Annotated in this window: 21 protein-coding genes and 1 pseudogene; 13 read left to right on the forward strand and 9 right to left on the reverse strand. The window is 41.2% G+C overall.

The features are described from left to right. Window position 1 precedes the first annotated feature (1 nt). The 10 genes and pseudogenes from phnU (at window position 2) to nrdG (ending at window position 8,523) form a co-directional block, all read left to right on the forward strand. Complete coding sequence (gene phnU / locus PR809_RS04350) at window positions 2–862, forward strand: 2-aminoethylphosphonate ABC transporter permease subunit (RefSeq protein WP_102138185.1); 861 nt, start codon at window positions 2–4, stop codon at window positions 860–862. Window positions 863–864: 2 nt separating this feature from the next. Further along, entirely contained in the window at window positions 865–1,662 is a 798-nt protein-coding gene (gene phnV / locus PR809_RS04355; RefSeq protein WP_206276055.1) for a 2-aminoethylphosphonate ABC transport system, membrane component PhnV, read from the forward strand. Between the two features lie 403 nt (window positions 1,663–2,065). Continuing rightward, complete coding sequence (locus PR809_RS04360) at window positions 2,066–2,569, forward strand: fimbrial protein (protein ID WP_206276274.1); 504 nt, start codon at window positions 2,066–2,068, stop codon at window positions 2,567–2,569. A 109-nt stretch (window positions 2,570–2,678) separates the two neighbouring features. After that, the gene (locus PR809_RS04365) at window positions 2,679–3,194 is read left to right on the forward strand and encodes a hypothetical protein (protein ID WP_272524453.1); all 516 of its coding nucleotides are present in this window, start codon (window positions 2,679–2,681) and stop codon (window positions 3,192–3,194) included. Between the two features lie 192 nt (window positions 3,195–3,386). Next, on the forward strand, window positions 3,387–3,518 hold the full coding sequence (locus tag PR809_RS04370; RefSeq protein WP_256372920.1) for a hypothetical protein: 132 nt from the start codon (window positions 3,387–3,389) through the stop codon (window positions 3,516–3,518). Between the two features lie 34 nt (window positions 3,519–3,552). Next, complete coding sequence (gene pyrB / locus PR809_RS04375; protein WP_206276271.1) at window positions 3,553–4,488, forward strand: aspartate carbamoyltransferase; 936 nt, start codon at window positions 3,553–3,555, stop codon at window positions 4,486–4,488. Between the two features lie 13 nt (window positions 4,489–4,501). Continuing rightward, entirely contained in the window at window positions 4,502–4,966 is a 465-nt protein-coding gene (gene pyrI, locus PR809_RS04380; protein ID WP_102138191.1) for an aspartate carbamoyltransferase regulatory subunit, read from the forward strand. A 162-nt stretch (window positions 4,967–5,128) separates the two neighbouring features. After that, a pseudogene (ridA, locus tag PR809_RS04385) lies at window positions 5,129–5,515 on the forward strand (2-iminobutanoate/2-iminopropanoate deaminase). A gap of 400 nt (window positions 5,516–5,915) precedes the next feature. Beyond that, window positions 5,916–8,054, forward strand: a complete 2,139-nt coding sequence (gene nrdD / locus PR809_RS04390) for an anaerobic ribonucleoside-triphosphate reductase (RefSeq protein ID WP_181489924.1) — start codon at window positions 5,916–5,918, stop codon at window positions 8,052–8,054. Between the two features lie 4 nt (window positions 8,055–8,058). Then, window positions 8,059–8,523 carry an anaerobic ribonucleoside-triphosphate reductase-activating protein gene (gene nrdG / locus PR809_RS04395; protein WP_166264014.1) on the forward strand — a complete coding sequence of 155 codons (465 nt, stop codon included), beginning with the start codon at window positions 8,059–8,061 and terminating at the stop codon, window positions 8,521–8,523. Here the strand turns inward: nrdG and PR809_RS04400 are convergent. Both PR809_RS04400 and bhsA read right to left on the reverse strand, forming a co-directional pair. Next, window positions 8,520–8,957 carry a YhbP family protein gene (locus PR809_RS04400; protein ID WP_102138262.1) on the reverse strand — a complete coding sequence of 146 codons (438 nt, stop codon included), beginning with the start codon at window positions 8,955–8,957 and terminating at the stop codon, window positions 8,520–8,522. The two genes, nrdG and PR809_RS04400, sit on opposite strands and share 4 nt — an antisense overlap. A 306-nt stretch (window positions 8,958–9,263) precedes the next feature. Further along, on the reverse strand, window positions 9,264–9,515 hold the full coding sequence (gene bhsA / locus PR809_RS04405) for a multiple stress resistance protein BhsA (protein WP_102138194.1): 252 nt from the start codon (window positions 9,513–9,515) through the stop codon (window positions 9,264–9,266). A gap of 269 nt (window positions 9,516–9,784) precedes the next feature. On the opposite strand from bhsA, the gene PR809_RS04410 reads away from it, so the two are divergent. Then, window positions 9,785–10,123: a GIY-YIG nuclease family protein gene (locus PR809_RS04410; RefSeq protein WP_102138195.1), complete on the forward strand. Its 339-nt coding sequence runs from the start codon at window positions 9,785–9,787 to the stop codon at window positions 10,121–10,123. Here PR809_RS04410 and PR809_RS04415 read toward each other — a convergent pair. Both PR809_RS04415 and ubiT read right to left on the reverse strand, forming a co-directional pair. Next, complete coding sequence (locus tag PR809_RS04415) at window positions 10,096–10,599, reverse strand: GNAT family N-acetyltransferase (RefSeq protein ID WP_102138196.1); 504 nt, start codon at window positions 10,597–10,599, stop codon at window positions 10,096–10,098. The genes PR809_RS04410 and PR809_RS04415 overlap by 28 nt on opposite strands. Then, window positions 10,593–11,117, reverse strand: a complete 525-nt coding sequence (ubiT, locus tag PR809_RS04420) for a ubiquinone anaerobic biosynthesis accessory factor UbiT (RefSeq protein ID WP_102138197.1) — start codon at window positions 11,115–11,117, stop codon at window positions 10,593–10,595. Before ubiT ends, PR809_RS04415 begins: the two co-directional genes overlap by 7 nt. Before the next feature lie 513 nt (window positions 11,118–11,630). Between ubiT and ubiU the strand changes: the two genes are divergently transcribed. Beyond that, window positions 11,631–12,626: a ubiquinone anaerobic biosynthesis protein UbiU gene (gene ubiU, locus PR809_RS04425; RefSeq protein ID WP_166264012.1), complete on the forward strand. Its 996-nt coding sequence runs from the start codon at window positions 11,631–11,633 to the stop codon at window positions 12,624–12,626. A gap of 17 nt (window positions 12,627–12,643) precedes the next feature. Next, on the forward strand, window positions 12,644–13,519 hold the full coding sequence (locus PR809_RS04430; protein WP_102138199.1) for a U32 family peptidase: 876 nt from the start codon (window positions 12,644–12,646) through the stop codon (window positions 13,517–13,519). A gap of 39 nt (window positions 13,520–13,558) precedes the next feature. Here the strand turns inward: PR809_RS04430 and PR809_RS04435 are convergent, their stop codons facing one another. The 5 genes from PR809_RS04435 to PR809_RS04455 all read right to left on the reverse strand — a co-directional run bounded on the left by PR809_RS04435 (window position 13,559) and on the right by PR809_RS04455 (window position 17,557). Continuing rightward, the gene (locus PR809_RS04435; RefSeq protein WP_004905874.1) at window positions 13,559–13,876 is read right to left on the reverse strand and encodes a type II toxin-antitoxin system YafQ family toxin; all 318 of its coding nucleotides are present in this window, start codon (window positions 13,874–13,876) and stop codon (window positions 13,559–13,561) included. Next, window positions 13,857–14,144, reverse strand: coding sequence for a type II toxin-antitoxin system RelB/DinJ family antitoxin (locus PR809_RS04440; protein ID WP_004905876.1), 288 nt, complete (start codon window positions 14,142–14,144; stop codon window positions 13,857–13,859). The genes PR809_RS04435 and PR809_RS04440 overlap by 20 nt, the downstream gene beginning before the upstream one ends. Before the next feature lie 130 nt (window positions 14,145–14,274). Beyond that, a complete protein-coding gene (locus tag PR809_RS04445; RefSeq protein WP_102138201.1) occupies window positions 14,275–15,429 on the reverse strand; it encodes an ABC transporter permease in 1,155 nt (384 codons plus the stop codon). Continuing rightward, window positions 15,429–16,574 carry an ABC transporter permease gene (locus PR809_RS04450; RefSeq protein WP_102138202.1) on the reverse strand — a complete coding sequence of 382 codons (1,146 nt, stop codon included), beginning with the start codon at window positions 16,572–16,574 and terminating at the stop codon, window positions 15,429–15,431. The genes PR809_RS04445 and PR809_RS04450 overlap by 1 nt, the downstream gene beginning before the upstream one ends. A gap of 11 nt (window positions 16,575–16,585) precedes the next feature. Then, entirely contained in the window at window positions 16,586–17,557 is a 972-nt protein-coding gene (locus tag PR809_RS04455; protein WP_102138203.1) for an HlyD family secretion protein, read from the reverse strand. Window positions 17,558–17,879: the final 322 nt, after the last annotated feature.

The following is a 17,879-nucleotide window of genomic DNA, read 5'->3' on the forward strand; positions in this document are numbered from 1 at the left end:
CATGTCACATATTAGCGTGCCAAAAGGTTCATCAATAACGATAAAGCCCATTTATTGGATATTGCCCCCATTATTGGTGTTAATTACGCTGTTTTTTTATCCCTTATTGTTGATAGCACAGCAAGCACTGCAAAATGAGGCGGGAAAATGGGGACTGGACGCATTCTGGCAACTGATTGAGTCAAAACGCTTTATTAATGGGTTATGGAATACGCTCTATATCGCCATTTTGGCCACGTTAGGCTGCCTTGTGATAGGGAGTGTTTTATCGCTGATCTTGGTGTTTGTTCCTTTCCCTGGAAGCCGTTTTATTACTCAAGTGATTGATACTTTTATTGCTCTACCGACTTTTTTGATCACCCTCGCTTTCACCTTTATTTATGGTTCTGCTGGGCTACTCAATGGTACTTTGATGGCATTGTTTGATTTCGAGTTGCCACCCGTTGAGTTCCTTTATTCAATTCATGGCGTGATCCTAGCAGAAATTACCGTTTTTACCCCTTTGGTCATGCGTCCTCTCATGGCGGCACTGCGCCAAATAGACAAGAGCCAGCTAGAAGCTGCAAGTATTCTAGGCGCGCATCCTGCACGGGTTATCGCGAAAGTCATTTTCCCTGCGGCACTTCCCGCTCTACTAGCCGGTGGCAGCCTGTGCCTACTGTTAACCACCAATGAGTTTGGCATCGTGCTATTTATCGGGGCGAAAGGCGTCAATACCTTGCCGATGATGGTCTACAGTAAAGCGATATTAGAGTCAGATTATGCGGTGGCATGCATGATTGCCTTAATTAACATCCTGCTTTCACTCGGGTTATTTTTCCTATACAGAATAGCGACCACTCGCCTTGGGGTAAGGAATTAATTATGTTGATTTGGTCTAAAAAAGGGCGAGCCACAGCTACTATCATTGCTATCAGCTTATTTGGTTTATTATTTTTACTGCCTTTAGTGATGATTTTAATGTCGAGTTTCAGCCGACAATGGAATGGTATTTTGCCTTCAGGGTTTACTTTTGAACATTTTGTGAAGGCGTTTAGTGGGCCTGCTTGGGATGCCATATTATCGAGCCTAGTGGTTGGTTTTAGCGCCAGTCTATTTGCGTTGTTTTGTGGGCTTTGGGCTGCGTTAGCATTAAGAAGACACAGCGGGAAAATACAAAAGTGGCTGAGTATCGCATTTTATCTCCCCAGCGCCATTCCTTCTGTTTCTATCGGGCTTGGGATCCTTGTGGCATTCAGCCAAGGCTATTTACAGATGAACGGTACCTTTTGGATTGTATTTAGTGCCCATTTCGTGTTGATTTCTGCCTTTACGTTTAGCAATGTTTCCACTGGCTTAGCGCGTATTTCTCCCGATATTGAAAATGTTGCTTTTAGCTTAGGCGCTTCCCCTTGGTATCGCCTCTGCCATGTGACCTTACCACTATTGATGCCATGGATGATTTCAGCATTAGCATTAAGCCTATCACTGTCCTTAGGGGAACTTGGTGCCACAATGATGTTATATCCCCCCGGTTGGGCCACTTTACCCGTATCTATTTTCAGTTTGACTGATAGAGGCAATATTGCAGATGGTTCGGCACTGACGATTGTGTTAGTTTCAGTAACATTATTCCTAATGTTTAAACTCGAAAAAATAGCAATAAAATTAGGGCAAAAATAAATACCAAGCCAGATAAAAACCCATCATGGGTTTTTATCTATTTTCTCATAACTCTAAATTTTATTAACGATAACACTCTCACATCAACACTATTATTTAATTTAAAACTAACAAACTATATTCTTAAAATTAAATTAGAAACCAATCATAAAAAAACACGCAGATTACTTAAGTAAAAAAACATAGCTATTAAAATATATAACTATTAAATAAAATATATTAGCTACGTATTTACCCCCAAACACTTAAATATGATAAACCGCCACGGTTTAAAAAAAGAGTTTTAAATCAAATTGAAATTCAAAAGCAAGATTAAATAGTTATTTAACCTCCATCTATTTAATAGAATTAATATATTTATTAGAATATAAAACTTCTCAAAATCAATAAAAGGATTTTTATTATGCATTTGCTAAAAAAAAGTGGTTTAGCACTCTTACTGTGTGTGTCTTTACCTGCTCTATCCGCCGTTCAAAATATGCCAATCAATATCAAAGGGACGTTCTCAAACGTGACCCAGCCTTGTAATGATGCCAAGCTTGAAAATACAACAAATTTTGGTGCTATCAATACATTAGAAAAAGTGGGTGATGAAACCGCATACCGTAACTCGGGTTATTTAAGTTTTTCATGCGAATTCCCTGCAGATGCGAAACTCACTTTCGTCGCCAACAATGCGCCAAATTCACCTGAAGCATTTAAAACCTCAAGTGATGCATTTGGTGTGAAATTAAAATATAACAGCACCGAAATTAAACCTGGTCAATCTGATGATATTAAAGTAGTTAAAGGCGGAAATACTATTTACTTCTATACCAGTGTTGCTCGTTTATCCGCAAATGGCCCTAATGACTTTGGTAATCACACTTTTGATATTACTGGTAACTTAGCGATTACTTACCAGTAACAGATAGAAAAAAGATATTCGTGGCTGAGCAAGATTATTCCTCAGCCACACAATAATGGTTTAATAATATAAAAATAGATAAAGCATGATTTATCATTTGAGAAATACTATGAATTATGTCCCCCCTTTAAAAGCATTATTACCCTTCGTATTATTATTCGGCACGGTTTCTATTTCTCAAGCGGCGACACAAAATATGCCTATTCATATTAGTGGCTCCTTTTCAGCAACAACCGCAATATGTCAAATGTCGAGTAACACAATATCGAGCTACCGTGCATTGTCCGTTGGGAAAAATGGAAATATAGGTCAAGAAATCGCACCGCATAAAATTGAGCTCAATATTGATTGCAATATGAACGCCAAAGCACAATTATCCTTTAATACTCCATCAACGCCTTATTCGAGTAATTTATTCCAAACTTCCAGTAATGCATTCGGCGTTAAATTAAGCTGGCAAGGGGAGCCTATTTTCCCTAATGAAAGCGTTGCCATTACCATGACTCAGAATCAAAAAAATTACTATGTCGATGCAGTCTTAGTCAGAGTTGCGCCAAATGGGATTGGAGATTATGGCGAACACTCGTTTAATATTGCTGGAAACTTAGCGGTAGATTACCCATAGATACTGGCTGGTTTCTACTATCGCTCAATTTTCCGTCATCTTGTTGATTTTTCCACTTTTATCTCATCGTCTAGTTTTTGTACACAATAGAAACGTAAATGCAAAAATAAAAAAAATGTATTTTTCTTTATGCAAACGCTTGCGTCATGGAATGAGATGCGTATAATACGCCACAATTTGCCGGGAGAAACTATGAACGCTGCTGCTCTATTTCTTACAGAGAACACCTCCACTGCACTGCCTTCTGGCGGTCTGGACAGCCTGTTTTTCCCCTTCTTATTTATAAAAAAGCCCCTCAATGAGGGGCTTTTTTTTGGCCTATAGACCTAATATGTCTTGCTGACACAGGAGAACAACAATGCCGAACCCTTTATACCACCGCGATATCATCTCGATTAATGATTTAGACCGTTCAGACCTTGAGTTGGTACTTAACGTCGCTGCTTCATTAAAAAAACAGCCACAACCTGAGTTTTTAAAACATAAAGTCATCGCAAGTTGTTTCTTTGAAGCCTCTACACGTACACGTTTGTCATTCGAAACGGCAATCCACCGTTTAGGTGCTTCTGTTGTTGGTTTCTCTGATAGCACCAACACTTCACTCGGCAAGAAAGGCGAAACTCTGGCAGATACCATCTCTGTCATCAGCCAATACGTGGATGCAATTGTCATGCGCCACCCCCAAGAAGGTGCCGCGCGCCTTGCTAGCCAGTTTGCAGGCCAAATCCCTGTCATTAATGCAGGCGATGGATCAAACCAACATCCAACACAAACGTTACTCGACTTGTTTACTATCCAAGAAACTCAAGGCCGTTTAGAAAACCTGCAAATTGCCATGGTCGGTGACCTAAAATATGGCCGAACTGTGCATTCCTTAACCCAAGCACTGTCTAAATTTGAAGGTAATCACTTCTACTTTATTGCTCCTGAAGCGCTTTCAATGCCAAACCATATTCTGCACATCTTAGAAGAAAAAGGCGCAACCTACAGCCTACATAATAATATTGATGAAGTGATGCCAGAACTCGACATTCTGTATATGACCCGCGTACAAAAAGAGCGCCTCGACCCTTCTGAATACGCGAATGTTAAAGCGCAATTTATTTTAAGTGCCGCTGATCTCCATTGTGCAAAACCGAATTTAAAAGTCTTACACCCACTGCCTCGAGTTGATGAAATCGCGGTAGATGTGGATAACACACCGTATGCTTACTATTTCCAGCAAGCAGGAAATGGGATTTATGCAAGGCAGGCATTGTTATCTCTGGTTTTAAATAAAGAATTGGCTATCTGAGGAGGAAATTACCATGACACACGACCATAAATTACAAGTTGAAGCAATCAGCCACGGTACCGTTATTGACCACATTCCTGCTCAAATTGGTTTCAAATTACTAAAATTGTTTAAGCTAACAAAAACAGACGAACGCATCACGATTGGTTTAAATTTGCCATCAAGTAATCTAGGCAAAAAAGACATTATCAAAATCGAAAATACCTTTTTAACCCCAGAGCAAGCTAACCAATTAGCTATGTATGCCCCTGAAGCCACCGTTAATCGTATTGAAGATTACCAAGTGGTAGAAAAGCTTGAGCTCACACTGCCTCACTATATCGACAACGTGTTAATTTGCCCAAATAGCAACTGTATTAGCCATAATGAGCCCGTATCAAGCAGTTTCCGTGTGAAAAAAATCGGCAAAGAAGTCGCACTCACGTGTAAATTCTGTGAAAAAGAGTTCGATAGAGACGCTGTGATCAATAACCAGTAAGTTATTTTTGCGTAGACTGCGGTGTTGTCTAGGTGCAATCCATGTTTATAATAGTGCCTAACACCCCATAAAGTTATACTCAACATCATACCAAACTACAGAAACCGCTGTGGCTTGCCATATGACGAGTATTTTCTCTTTACGTGATGAAACGGAGTAGTTATGTCATACGAAATCAATACAGAAAACGCACCAGCAGCGATCGGTCCTTACGTTCAAGGCGTAGATTTGGGTAGTATGGTTATCACATCAGGGCAAATCCCTGTTGATCCTAAAACCGGTGAAGTGCCTGAAGATATCGCAGCACAAACTCGCTAATCACTGGCTAACGTAAAAGCAATTTTAGAAAAAGCTGGCTTAAGTGCGGCTAATATCGTGAAAACAACGGTATTTGTAAAAGATTTAAATGACTTTGCGACCGTGAATGCAACCTACGAAGAATTTTTCAAACAGCATAATGCACCGTTCCCAGCTCGTTCTTGCGTTGAAGTTGCTCGCCTGCCAAAAGACGTGAAAATTGAAATCGAAGCAATCGCAGTACGTAAATAACGATTAATTCGAGCCAAACACCCCATCCTTTGAGTGGGGTGTCTTTCATTACTGTCTACCCCCGATACAGAATAAATTCCCCGTCACAGTAGTCATTTTCATGCTTTGCGAATAAAGAAAATCACATCTCTTTTTTATTTAGATCACTGATATGAATACTAGCAACTGAAAAGATTTATTTCCTCTGCGCTTTTGATATTCATACAAATTATTTTTTTCCTTGTTTTAAATCAAATAGTGGTGATCTAAAAAAAAGCAAAACCCCATATATTGTGCTTTAATTACACAAGATGGCACAACATATAGTATTTATTCACATTTTATCCACAGATTAGTACCCGTGATAAACATGGCGAATAGCTGAAGTCGCATTGTGGATAACTTAACAAGGAGAATGCCCGTGGGAACGGTTGTTATAAAAAGAGATGGTTGTCAGGTCGGTTTTGACCTTCCACGAATTCAAGAAGCCGTTAAACGTGCAGCGGCTGCTGTGAATGTTAAGGATGACGATTATTGTCTTCAGGTTGCTTCTGCTGTTACAGAGCAACTTTGCAGCCGTGACCGAGTGGATATCGCTGACATTCAAGATGCAGTTGAAAACCAGCTGATGGCCGGGCCTTATAAAGACTTAGCCCGTGCTTACATTGAATATCGCCACGATAGAGACAGCGAACGTGAAAAACGCAGCCAATTGACGCATGACATTCGTGGGTTAATCGAACAAAGTAACGTCTCTTTACTCAATGAAAATGCCAATAAAGACAGTAAAGTGATCCCGACACAGCGCGATTTACTCGCGGGTATTGTCGCTAAACACTATGCAAAACAACATATTTTGCCGAGAGATGTCGTTATTGCACACGAACGAGGCGAAATTCACTATCATGACCTCGACTATGCACCTTTTTTCCCGATGTTTAACTGTATGTTAATTGACCTTGAAGGTATGTTAACGAATGGCTTTAAAATGGGAAATGCAGAAATAGAGCCACCAAAGTCTATTTCAACGGCCACTGCCGTCACAGCACAAATTATCGCCCAAGTTGCTAGCCATATATATGGCGGTACGACAATTAACCGTATTGACGAAATTTTAGCACCATATGTCGCAATCAGCTATGAAAAGCACCTAAAAGTCGCCAAAGAGTGGGGAATTGCAGATGCGGAAGGTTATGCACACAACCGTACAGATAAAGAGTGTTATGATGCTTTTCAATCCTTAGAGTATGAAGTCAATACACTTCACACCGCAAATGGCCAAACCCCTTTTGTGACCTTCGGTTTTGGCCTTGGAACGTCTAAAGAAGCGAGGCTCATTCAGCAATCAATTCTGAAAAATCGCATTGCCGGCCTTGGCAAAAACCGCAAAACAGCCGTTTTCCCGAAACTCGTATTTGCAATAAATGATGGCCTAAACCACAAATTAGGTGACCCTAATTACGACATCAAACAACTCGCTTTAGAGTGTGCGAGTAAGCGCATGTACCCTGATATTCTTAACTACGATCGCGTTGTTGATGTGACTGGGTCATTTAAAACACCTATGGGTTGCCGCAGCTTCCTTGGCGTCTATGAAGAAAATGGGCAACAAATTCATGATGGGCGCAACAATTTAGGCGTTATCAGCCTAAACTTGCCTCGCATTGCTATCGAAGCGCAAGGTAATGAAGATGCATTTTGGGCATTACTGGATGAACGTCTAGCAATTGCCAAAAAAGCCTTAATGACCCGCATTGCCCGTTTAGAAACCGTAAAAGCGCGCGTCGCGCCAATTTTGTATATGGAAGGCGCCTGCGGTGTTCGGTTAAAAGCTGACGATAACGTTGCTGAGATCTTTAAAAACGGACGTGCGTCTATTTCCTTAGGTTACATTGGGTTGCATGAAACCATCAATGCGCTTTTTGGCACACAGACTCATGTCTATGATGATGAAAAATTACGTAAAAAAGCGGTCGAGATTGTCAGCCGCTTACGCCAAGCCACTGATGAGTGGAAAGCCCAAACAGGCTACGGTTTCAGCTTATACAGCACACCAAGTGAAAACTTGTGTGACCGTTTTTGCCGTATCGATACCGCTGAATTTGGGGTGATACAAGGTGTTACCGACAAAGGTTACTACACCAACAGCTTCCATTTAGATGTTGAAAAACAAGTCAATCCTTACGATAAAATTGATTTTGAAGCCTCTTATCCAGCTATCGCGAATGGTGGGTTTATCTGTTACGGCGAATATCCTAACTTACAACATAACGTTAGAGCCTTAGAGGACGTGTGGGACTACAGTTATCAACATGTGCCTTATTATGGGACTAACACTCCAATTGACGAGTGTTATGAATGCGGTTTCTCGGGTGAATTTTCTTGTACTAGCAAAGGCTTTACCTGCCCTGCTTGCGGCAATCATGACACAAATAGAGTTTCTGTCATTCGTCGAGTTTGCGGTTATTTAGGTAGCCCAGATGCCAGACCATTCAATGCAGGCAAACAGGAAGAAGTGAAGCGTCGTATCAAGCACTTAGGTAACGGCCAAATAGGTTAATGCTATGAATTATCACCAATATTATCCTGTTGATGTGGTCAATGGCCCAGGAACTCGCTGTACGCTGTTTGTCGCAGGCTGTGTTCATCAATGCCGTGGTTGCTACAACCAAAGTACATGGCGAGTGGATTCAGGCATACCATTCACCCAAGAAATGGAAGACCAAATTATCCAAGATTTGCAGGACACGCGAATCCATCGGCAAGGGCTTTCCCTTTCAGGCGGAGACCCGCTGCACCCAGCCAATTTACCTGCGGTGCTCAAGTTGGTAAAGCGCGTAAAAGCAGTTTGCCCAGATAAGGACATCTGGTTATGGACAGGATACACATTGGGTGATTTCACGCTTGAACAGCAAAAAGTGGTGAGTTTTGTCAATACCGTGATTGACGGCAAATTCGAGCAAGATTTACATGACCCGCGCTTAATTTGGCGCGGTAGCTCGAATCAGGTGATCCACAGACTGCGTTAAATTTGCCGTTCCCAATATAGTTTGGTACCAAAACCTAATTTATTATCTACCATTTTGACATTCTGCAAGTGAAGCTGCCAAACAGGCAGTTTCGCTGCTATTGCCACAGGGAAACGACGGCAGTAGAAACCGCGAGAGAGCTGTGCTTCCTCACTTTCTAATATTTTAATTTCACCTGTAAATTGAATACCTTGTATTGCATTCACAGCTTTGGTCTGTGCCGATATTGTGCCAGCAACCTGTGGGTTAGCCACCATCAATTGCCCATGTTTTGAATTTGGATCTGTCATTAAAATCAGGCACATCTTTTTCGCATCAAATGCATAGTAACAACTGGCAGGCCAGATATCATTGTTATGGTGAGCAAAAAGGGAAAAAACGTGTTGGCGGGCAATATAGCGTTGGATGTGTTTTAACGTTTGTTCAGGCGTCATAGCGGTTTCCATATAAACCCGTTCAGAACAAGCTTTCAGGGTATTCCCCTTAAGCTTGCTTAAACTGTTCTGAACGTAGGCATAAAATTCGCTATTACTATACTCTAACTAGCTGAAATATTAACCTAAATGTTTTTAGACTTATACGCCAACTAAATTCGAGTATTTATTCTAAATAATTCGAGTTGTAGCTAGGCGGCAAGTGAACGAGACGCTAGGAGCATACATAAGTATGTGACTAGTGCGAATGAACGCGGCCAACAACGCTACGGCTCGAAGTATGACGAGTAAATATGACGAATAAATTTATTTGTAGATAGCCGCAGTACCACTCATGCTATTCTCACCGCCAGCTGAAATCACACGGAATGAAGTCGCACCAGCTTCATCAGCTTTTTTGGCCAATTGTGCGGTCAGGTCATTAACACTTACCGCACCAGTTACTGATACATAACCTGTTGCAGGTTGACTAGTATGTTGAACTTCTTCAGCGGCCATTGAACCAAATGAAACAGCACCTAAAGCTAAAGCAGCAGCAAATAATGTTGATTTTTTCATTGTACATTCCTTCTTGTAAACTTGATTTTTAGTTGGGATTTTTACTGTCCCTCTGTGATATGGATCATATTATGCGCTTTATTTTGAAAAGAGAATTAGCTAATTTTGCTATAGTTATTCAAATATTTTGAATACCAACTTAGGTTGAGGTTACAAATTTGTGACAGTTTCATATCATTTTTTATTTAAATTTTAATATGTTATAAATATCTTACTTAACGAATATATTCGTTGTAACCTTATATTTTCTTCTTATAAATCAGCACAGAATGATAAAAAAAACTCTAGAAAAAAAACAATTAAAACAAAGTGATTGGTATCTTTACTTAGTAAGAGAGAAAAATAACGCTTTGTATTGTGGTATCACCACCGATGTACAACGTCGTTTTGAGCAACATAAGGCAGGAACAGGGGCAAAAGCATTGAAAGGAAAAATGCCACTAGAACTGGTATTTTCTTGTTTTATTGGTTCTCGCTCAGCCGCATCAAAAATAGAATATCAAGTTAAGCAACTGAATAAAAAGACAAAAGAAAGGCTGGTTATTGACCAGCCTGATGACCTAGTTAACTACTTAGCTAACTATAAGTTATTGAAGTGTGAAGGGTAAGTCACTAAACCTTGATGTTCCCCAATTTCGCCATTTTCTAAGCCACAAACCAAAAAGTGGGCTTGTTGTTCAGGCCATTGGCAACTTATACCGTGGGTTGCAGCTGGTTCAAAACCGAAACGTGAATAGTAGCGTTCATCGCCCAGTACAACGACCGCACCGTAACCAAACTCATTGAGGCTATCTAACCCTTCATAGACCAGTTTTTCTGCAATTCTTTGGCCTTGATGCGCTTTATTTACCGCTAATGGTGCAAGACCTACCCATTGTACGTCTTCCTCATTAACGTCCACTGGCGTGAAGCCAACATAGCCGATCACTTCACCATCATCATTTGTTGCCACAACACCGAGCGTTAGCAAACCATCTTCACGTAAATGTTGAACAAGGTTAGCTTCCGCTTCAGTTGGAAAGGTTTCTCGCAATAATTTATCAATACCCATTGCGTCGACAGGGATTTCAACTCGGATTAGCATGATGTTAACACAGGCGATTTATGCTCTGCGTCCTCGCTTTCATGCACGGTTTTAATCACATCGGCCAATTGTAGCAAAGCAAAACGCAGTGGAGCTGGCATGTTTTCAAGCTCGAAAGCATCCATTAAATTCTTCACATAGAGGCCGAGTTCGGTATCCCCTTCAATCACCAGCCTACGCTGGAAAAAGAGTGTGTCAGGGTCTTCTTTACGTGCAGCAATCAGTACCAGATCATTCGCATTACCACTCACGCTAACATCCGCTTCTGCATGCTGTTTTACGGAGAGTTGGCCACCCTGCAAACTGATAAACCAGACTAACGCTAAGTCACGAACCTCAACTTTTAGCCATTTGTCTTCAAGAAAATCCAGCTCCCCTTCCTTCACTGACTCACGAAATTGCCAGCTTAACAACTGTTCAAGGACCTGACGCTGCAGTGCGAATGGGGTCACTTTCAAAGGCAGTTTTAAAAATGAAGGGCCTTTTGTGATGAGTTGAGAACGAATTTTACTTAACACAGTACTGACTCCCGTAGTAATTGTCTGCCCGTTTTCGTGTAACTACTTAACAACAGTAGCAGCTCGAATTATTTAGGGTAACATATTGCATATTTAGATGGTTAAATTTTCAACGCTAATAACTCCATTTTTTGAAGTCATTAACCTAACATTTGACTCATGATGAGTTATCTTGCCAAAAAATGATATTATTGGTTTGATCCTATATCAACTTTTGCCCATCCAGCCAATATTTATTTCTCACATTCCTTTGATAAAAACTATCTCTAATTACCTATTTTCTCCAATAAACATTCAAAAATCAGTCAAAAATAATTCACATTCCATATTTATAAAACTTATTCTCTGACATTTGGTGAAGTCTCTTTATTACCCACCAGCCTCCTTATTTCCTTAACGACCTTAATTAACGAATACTGATATCCATTAACAATTTCTCTGCTCTAAATCAAAATCTATAACAGTTCTGTTGACTAGAATGTCAGCTGTTAAATTTTATACAGGGATAGGACAATGGAATTACTCTGCCCCGCAGGGAATTTGCCCGCTTTAAAAGCGGCTGTCGATAACGGTGCTGATGCCGTTTATATTGGATTAAAGAATGATACCAATGCGCGCCATTTCGCAGGGCTTAATTTTACGGAAAAAAAACTGCACGAAGCAGAGCGCTATATTCATAACCGTAAACGTAAATTACATATTGCGATTAATACGTTTGCGCATCCTAATGGTTACGAACGTTGGCAAAACTCCGTCGATCTTGCAGCAGATCTCGGTGCCGATGCGTTGATCTTAGCCGATATCGCAATGTTAGAGTACGCTGCAAATAAATACCCGCATATTGAAAGACATGTTTCAGTTCAAGCCTCTGCCACCAATACAGAAGCCATTCGCTTTTATCAACGCAATTTCGATGTGCATCGCGTCGTACTTCCTCGCGTTTTATCTATTCATCAAGTCAAACAACTGGCTAGAAATAGCCCTGTACCACTTGAGGTATTCGCCTTTGGTAGCCTGTGCATTATGGCAGAAGGACGTTGCTACCTTTCTTCTTATCTTACTGGTGAGTCACCAAATACCGTAGGTGCATGTTCCCCAGCACGTTTTGTTCGCTGGCAACAAACAGAAGAAGGAATGGAATCTCGCTTAAATAATGTGTTGATAGACCGTTACCAAAAAGATGAAAATGCAGGCTATCCAACGCTATGTAAAGGACGTTATCTTGTCGATGAACAGAAATACCATGTCCTGGAAGAGCCCACCAGCCTCAATACTATTGAATTATTACCTGAGTTGATGGCAGCGAAAATTGCTTCTGTCAAAATTGAAGGCCGCCAGCGTAGCCCCGCTTACGTAACGGAAGTGACCCGTATTTGGCGACAAGCCATCGACCGCTACAAATCCAACCCTAATCACTTTGTCACCGACCCGAAATGGCTAAAAGCATTAGGTGGGCTTTCTGAAGGAAGCCAAACTACATTAGGCGCCTATCACCGTAAATGGCAGTAATTTAAAAGGTAAATATCATGCAGTACTCGTTAGGATCTGTTCTTTATTATTGGCCAAAACAGACGCTGGAAGATTTTTATCAACACGCCATGCAAAGTGATGCCGATATTATTTATCTCGGTGAGACGGTGTGCAGTAAGCGTCGAGAAATGAAGCCCAATGACTGGATAGAACTCGCCCAGCAGCTCGCTAAAAGTGGCAAACAAATTGTCCTGAGCACCCTTGCTCTCCTTCAAGCACCTTCAGAACTTAAAGAGATCAGCAAGTTAGTTGATAATGGTGAGTTTCTCGTTGAAGCCCATGATTTTGGTGTGATCAACATGTTAGCCGAAAGAAACCTGCCTTTTGTCGCGGGCCACGGTTTGAATTGCTACAACGCGCAAACCTTAAATATTCTCTTACGCCAAGGCATGGTGCGCTGGTGTATGCCTGTAGAGCTTTCTCGAGATTGGTTAGTCAATTTACTTAACCAGTGCGATGATATCGGCATTCGTGGCAAATTTGATGTTGAGGTCATGAGCTATGGGCACTTGCCACTTGCCTATTCCGCGCGCTGTTTTACTGCACGCTCTGAAAATAAGCAAAAAGACGAGTGTGAAACTTGTTGTATTAATTACCCCCAAGGGCGCAAAGTGCTCTCCCAGGAGCAACAGCAAGTGTTTACGTTGAATGGCATTCAAACGCTCAGTGGCGCTTGCTATAACCTCGGTAATGACCTGCATTCAATGCATGAGCTTGTGGATATTGTGCGCATTTCCCCTGAAGGTATTGGATCCCTTGAGATAATCAAGCAGTTTAAAGCCAATGAAAGTGGGGATATTCCGCTAAATATAGCCAATCAAAACTGCAATGGCTATTGGCGGCAAATTGCAGGGTTGTTGCTAGTGCCTTGATATACAATAGGTAATGAGCTCGAACTATAGCTCATTACCTTAACCAAATAATTCACTGTGCGAACCAATATCAACGAAAGTGATTAAATTACCTTTATCTGACAAGCGATAAACCAGTAAGAAATCACCACCAATATGAAGCTCCCTAGCTCCTTGCCATTCATGACCTTCTAATTCATGGTCAAGATATTCTTTTGGTATTATTTTTTGAGAAAACAGTATTTCCATAACGAGAACAGCCGCATTCATATCCCTACGGCCCGCTCGGTTATATCGTTCCCATGACTTCTTAAACGTTGGTGTATAAGCAACCTGCCTTGGTTGCTTAGCTCGCTTATTACTTGGCTTCTGAGTCAACTTTGCTTAACTCCACCATCATTTCGTTAATTGAATCGTAGTGCTGCTCAATAGCTTTAGCTTCTTTCAACGCTAGTGTAGTTTTCAGCGAAGGTTGCTTACGTTTGATTTCAAAGGGAACTCTTTGCTCTTGAACTACTTGCTCTAAAAACAAACGAATAGCTGCGCTAATAGTCAAACCACAATCTTGTAATACACTCGTGGCTTCCGCTTTTAATTGTTCATCAATTCGACTACGAACATCTGTTGTTTTCAATAGTGTTGACATATCATCCCCCCACACATATCAAACGTAGCTACATTGTGACTACATTGTGGTTGAGTTTAGCATTTGTCGATTAATTAGTCATTATTTCTTTAGGCCGCCTTTTCTAATAGACAATAAACACGATTAAATATTAATGCCGATGCCTGCGCCAACGGTTAAACATATGGCTAATATGACGTAGTTCGCCATCTCGGAGCATACCGATGAATACCCCAATGACCGTATAAATAACCCCTAAAATCAGCATCATCACGATATCCATCAGGACATCGCTAAACGGTAGTCCCATTTGATTAAGACCTGCCATGGCATTCGTGGCCCATGTTGATGGCAATGCTGAAGCAATCATACGTACCCAATCAGGCATCGCTTGCAGTGGCCAAATCGTTCCTGACATGTAAAACACTGGGGTCGTAATGAATGCCAAAGTTAAATAAATCATTTCAACGCTGCGCAAACATTCTGTCACTAACTTGCCAAGCCCCAGAACAGCCAATAGGAATGGAAACGTGAACATCCAAATCACGTACAGTGGCGCTTCTTGCCGATACCCCAATACCCACGGCCAAAGGGCAAAAAATACGGTAGATAAAAATAACCAAATCGGAATTAAAGCAGATAACGCCCCTAAATAAACGGCTAATGGCGGTTTTCCTTTAGGTGTAGAACGCACCGCGATACTAACTCGCACACAGGCAATCAGCAGGGAGTGCTGCAATAACATCACCAAAAGGCCAGGAAACACGATCGCTGCAAAGCTGATCCCTGGGTTATACAATGGCTCAGTTTCACTGCGAATAGGGGTAATAATCACTTTGGCTTGCTCTTGGCTATAGCCTGCTTTAGTGAGTAACTGGGTGTTATAGGCATTGAGCAGTGTTTGATAGGCTTTTGATAACTCTTGCTGAATTTGCCCACTCGCTAGCCGGTTGGTTCCATCACCATACACTGGCACAGTGATATTTTTACCGCTCAGTAAGTGTTGTTGAAAATCCGTTGGAATAATAATTATCGCAAATAGCTTTCTCGCAATCATATCCTGCCGCGCTTGAGCAAGGTTGTCATAACTCTGCAATTGCACTTTTGGTGTTGCATCGAGATCACGAATTAGCTCACGGCTTGCCGTGCTGTGGTCCATATCAATCACGGCAACAGGTAAATCCCAAAGAACAGGCTTTGCATAAACTAAGCTCATAACACACAGAGAAACCAACAATAACAACCACATCGGTTTTTCCAGCATCCCCAGCAACACTTTACGAAAGGTTGCAAAATAGATGGACATCAGACAGCCCCCCCTTGGTTTTCTAACCGTTTTATTAATCGCTTACGGATTAAAAAGCCAATCACAAAGGGATAAATCAATAAGAATAGACACACTTGAACGATGCGAGAAAAGGAAATCTCCCGCAAGAAAATATCAAACATAGCATTTAATGTATGAGTAAGTGGTTCAATATTCGAAATAATTTGCGCAGGCAATATCATTGATAGCTCCGGTACCGCCATACCCGAAAAGGCCAAAGCGATACTCACCAACATCCCTATCAAGCTATATGCCATGATGGCACTTGAGGTAAAACTAAACAGTAATAAGCCGATACTTTGTGCTGCTATCACATAGAAAAACCCTAATACAATCATATATAACGGGTTCCCTACCACTTTAGCATCAAAGATAGTGACCAATGCCGCAATCTCTACAGCAAGTAATATACTGAAAAATAAGGTGTAAGGAGCTAGCTTCCCGAGCAGCGCCATGATAAACGGTTTAACACTTTGTAAGGTGGAACCCCGTGACATCGTATAGATTGTTGCGGTAACAACAAACAGCTGCAGCATATGAATAGTTGCGGCAAACTGTTGATAATAAATATAACTACCACTCGGGTTGAATAAGCTGTCATAAGAGAGTGTCACTTGAGCTAACGGTGGCAATGCCTTTCCCATTGACTTCGCCATTTCTTGGCGATACTTCGCATTCAGCTCTGCCACCAGCCCACTAAAATCTTGAATGGCATAACTGCCTGATGCATAAAAGAGTGCATTATAATACATACGAAGTTCAGGCTGACGACCCCGTAAGACATCTTCTTCAAAGTTATGAGGAATATACAATAACGCGTAATCTTTTGAACTACCAAGTCGTTTTAATGATGTACTGAGATTGTCATCAATGGTTTTCACATCCGCATGTGGGCCCGCATCGAGGTCACGAATAATCTGCCGAGACACCGGGCTATGGTTATTATCCACCACAGAAACGGGCAAATCCATTAATGTCCCCTCTGAGAAGTTAGCACTAACTAACGTAAACAGCATTAATGGAAACAGCCAACTTAACCAATGAAAAACAGGGCTACGAATAGCCATTTGGGTTTCACGGCTAAAGGCGTGCTCAAAACCGTGCCAAGCGAACTTAAATTTCATGGCAACACCTTTTACTTATCCCAGTGCCATAACACACTCATGCCAGGCCTTAGCCCTTCAATCGGCTCTACAGGATATAAGCGAATTTCAAATGTTTTTAAATCGAAGTCACCGGTTGCACGTGTCGCTCGTTTTGTCGCATAGTCACCTTTCGGTGCAATATAGCGAACCTCAGCTTCAATCAACTTGTTCCCCAAGGCAGGTACATCCAGCTGCACTTTGTCGCCTTTTTTTACATCAACTAAAATATCTTCACGCAAGTTATAGACAAAATAAGCTTGCGGTAGACGTATTAATGAAACTAGAGGACTTCCGGCATTAAATAGCTCACCAATTTCTGCTGGGATAGGTCCTACCTCCCCATCTACAGGGGCTTTAACTTGCAAATCATCAACCTGTACTTGCAATTCAGCCAATTTCTGTTCTGCCTGATTAAGTGCGGCTTCATATTGATGGCGTAATTCAATACGGTCACCATTCTGGCCTTCTTCTAATCGGGCTTTTGCCCCTTGTACTTGCGAAAATGCCACTTCTTTGGCCTTACGTGCGTTATCTAACTCATTCGCTGAAACATACCCTTTGTTTTTTAAATTACTCAAACGTGCATATTCACGAGATGCATTTTGATACTGGGAGTTGGATTGCGCCAAGGTGGCCTGAAGATCACGAATAGTTTCTTCGCGAGTACCATTAATAGAGAGCTCTAGCTGTGCTTTTGCTTGGTCTCTTGCGGCTTTTGATGCTTCATATTGCGCTTGCAGCTCAGGGCTTTCTAATGTTAATAAGAGTTGCCCTTGTTTTACGTCATCACCTCGCTCAATATGACGCTCAATCACCCGCCCTTTTGCTTTTGACGTGACGATGACTTCAGGTGCATCCACTTCCCCCTGCAACAATAAATATTGGTTATGAGAATGAAAAAGTGCCGCTGCTGCAATTAAGATAAGCATCAGCAAAATCAGTGCTATTGTTCTTTTTTTCATTATTGATGTGAACCTTAAATAATAACGGGGGAAACTATCATCCCTAGAGTATGACAAGAAAGTTAAATACAGTGTTAATAAATTCGTGCGCAAGATCACGAAAAGGTAGGACATTGATTAATATTGAAACGATTTTGGCCTTATGTCAAATAATGATGAACGTACTTTTCTCAAATGTCGATTACTTAACCAATGGCTTACGGTATAATAGCCAGCCAAATAAAAACTAATAAAAGATAGTTAACGTGAATAACCCTCCCCCAATTCAGCGCTAAAAAGTAATTCGGTGAGATAGAAAACGACAAGAGAAGATAGCTTGGGG

The sequence above is a fragment of the Providencia sp. PROV201 genome, from assembly GCF_028479545.1.
In the GTDB taxonomy this organism is placed as follows: domain Bacteria; phylum Pseudomonadota; class Gammaproteobacteria; order Enterobacterales; family Enterobacteriaceae; genus Providencia; species Providencia huaxiensis.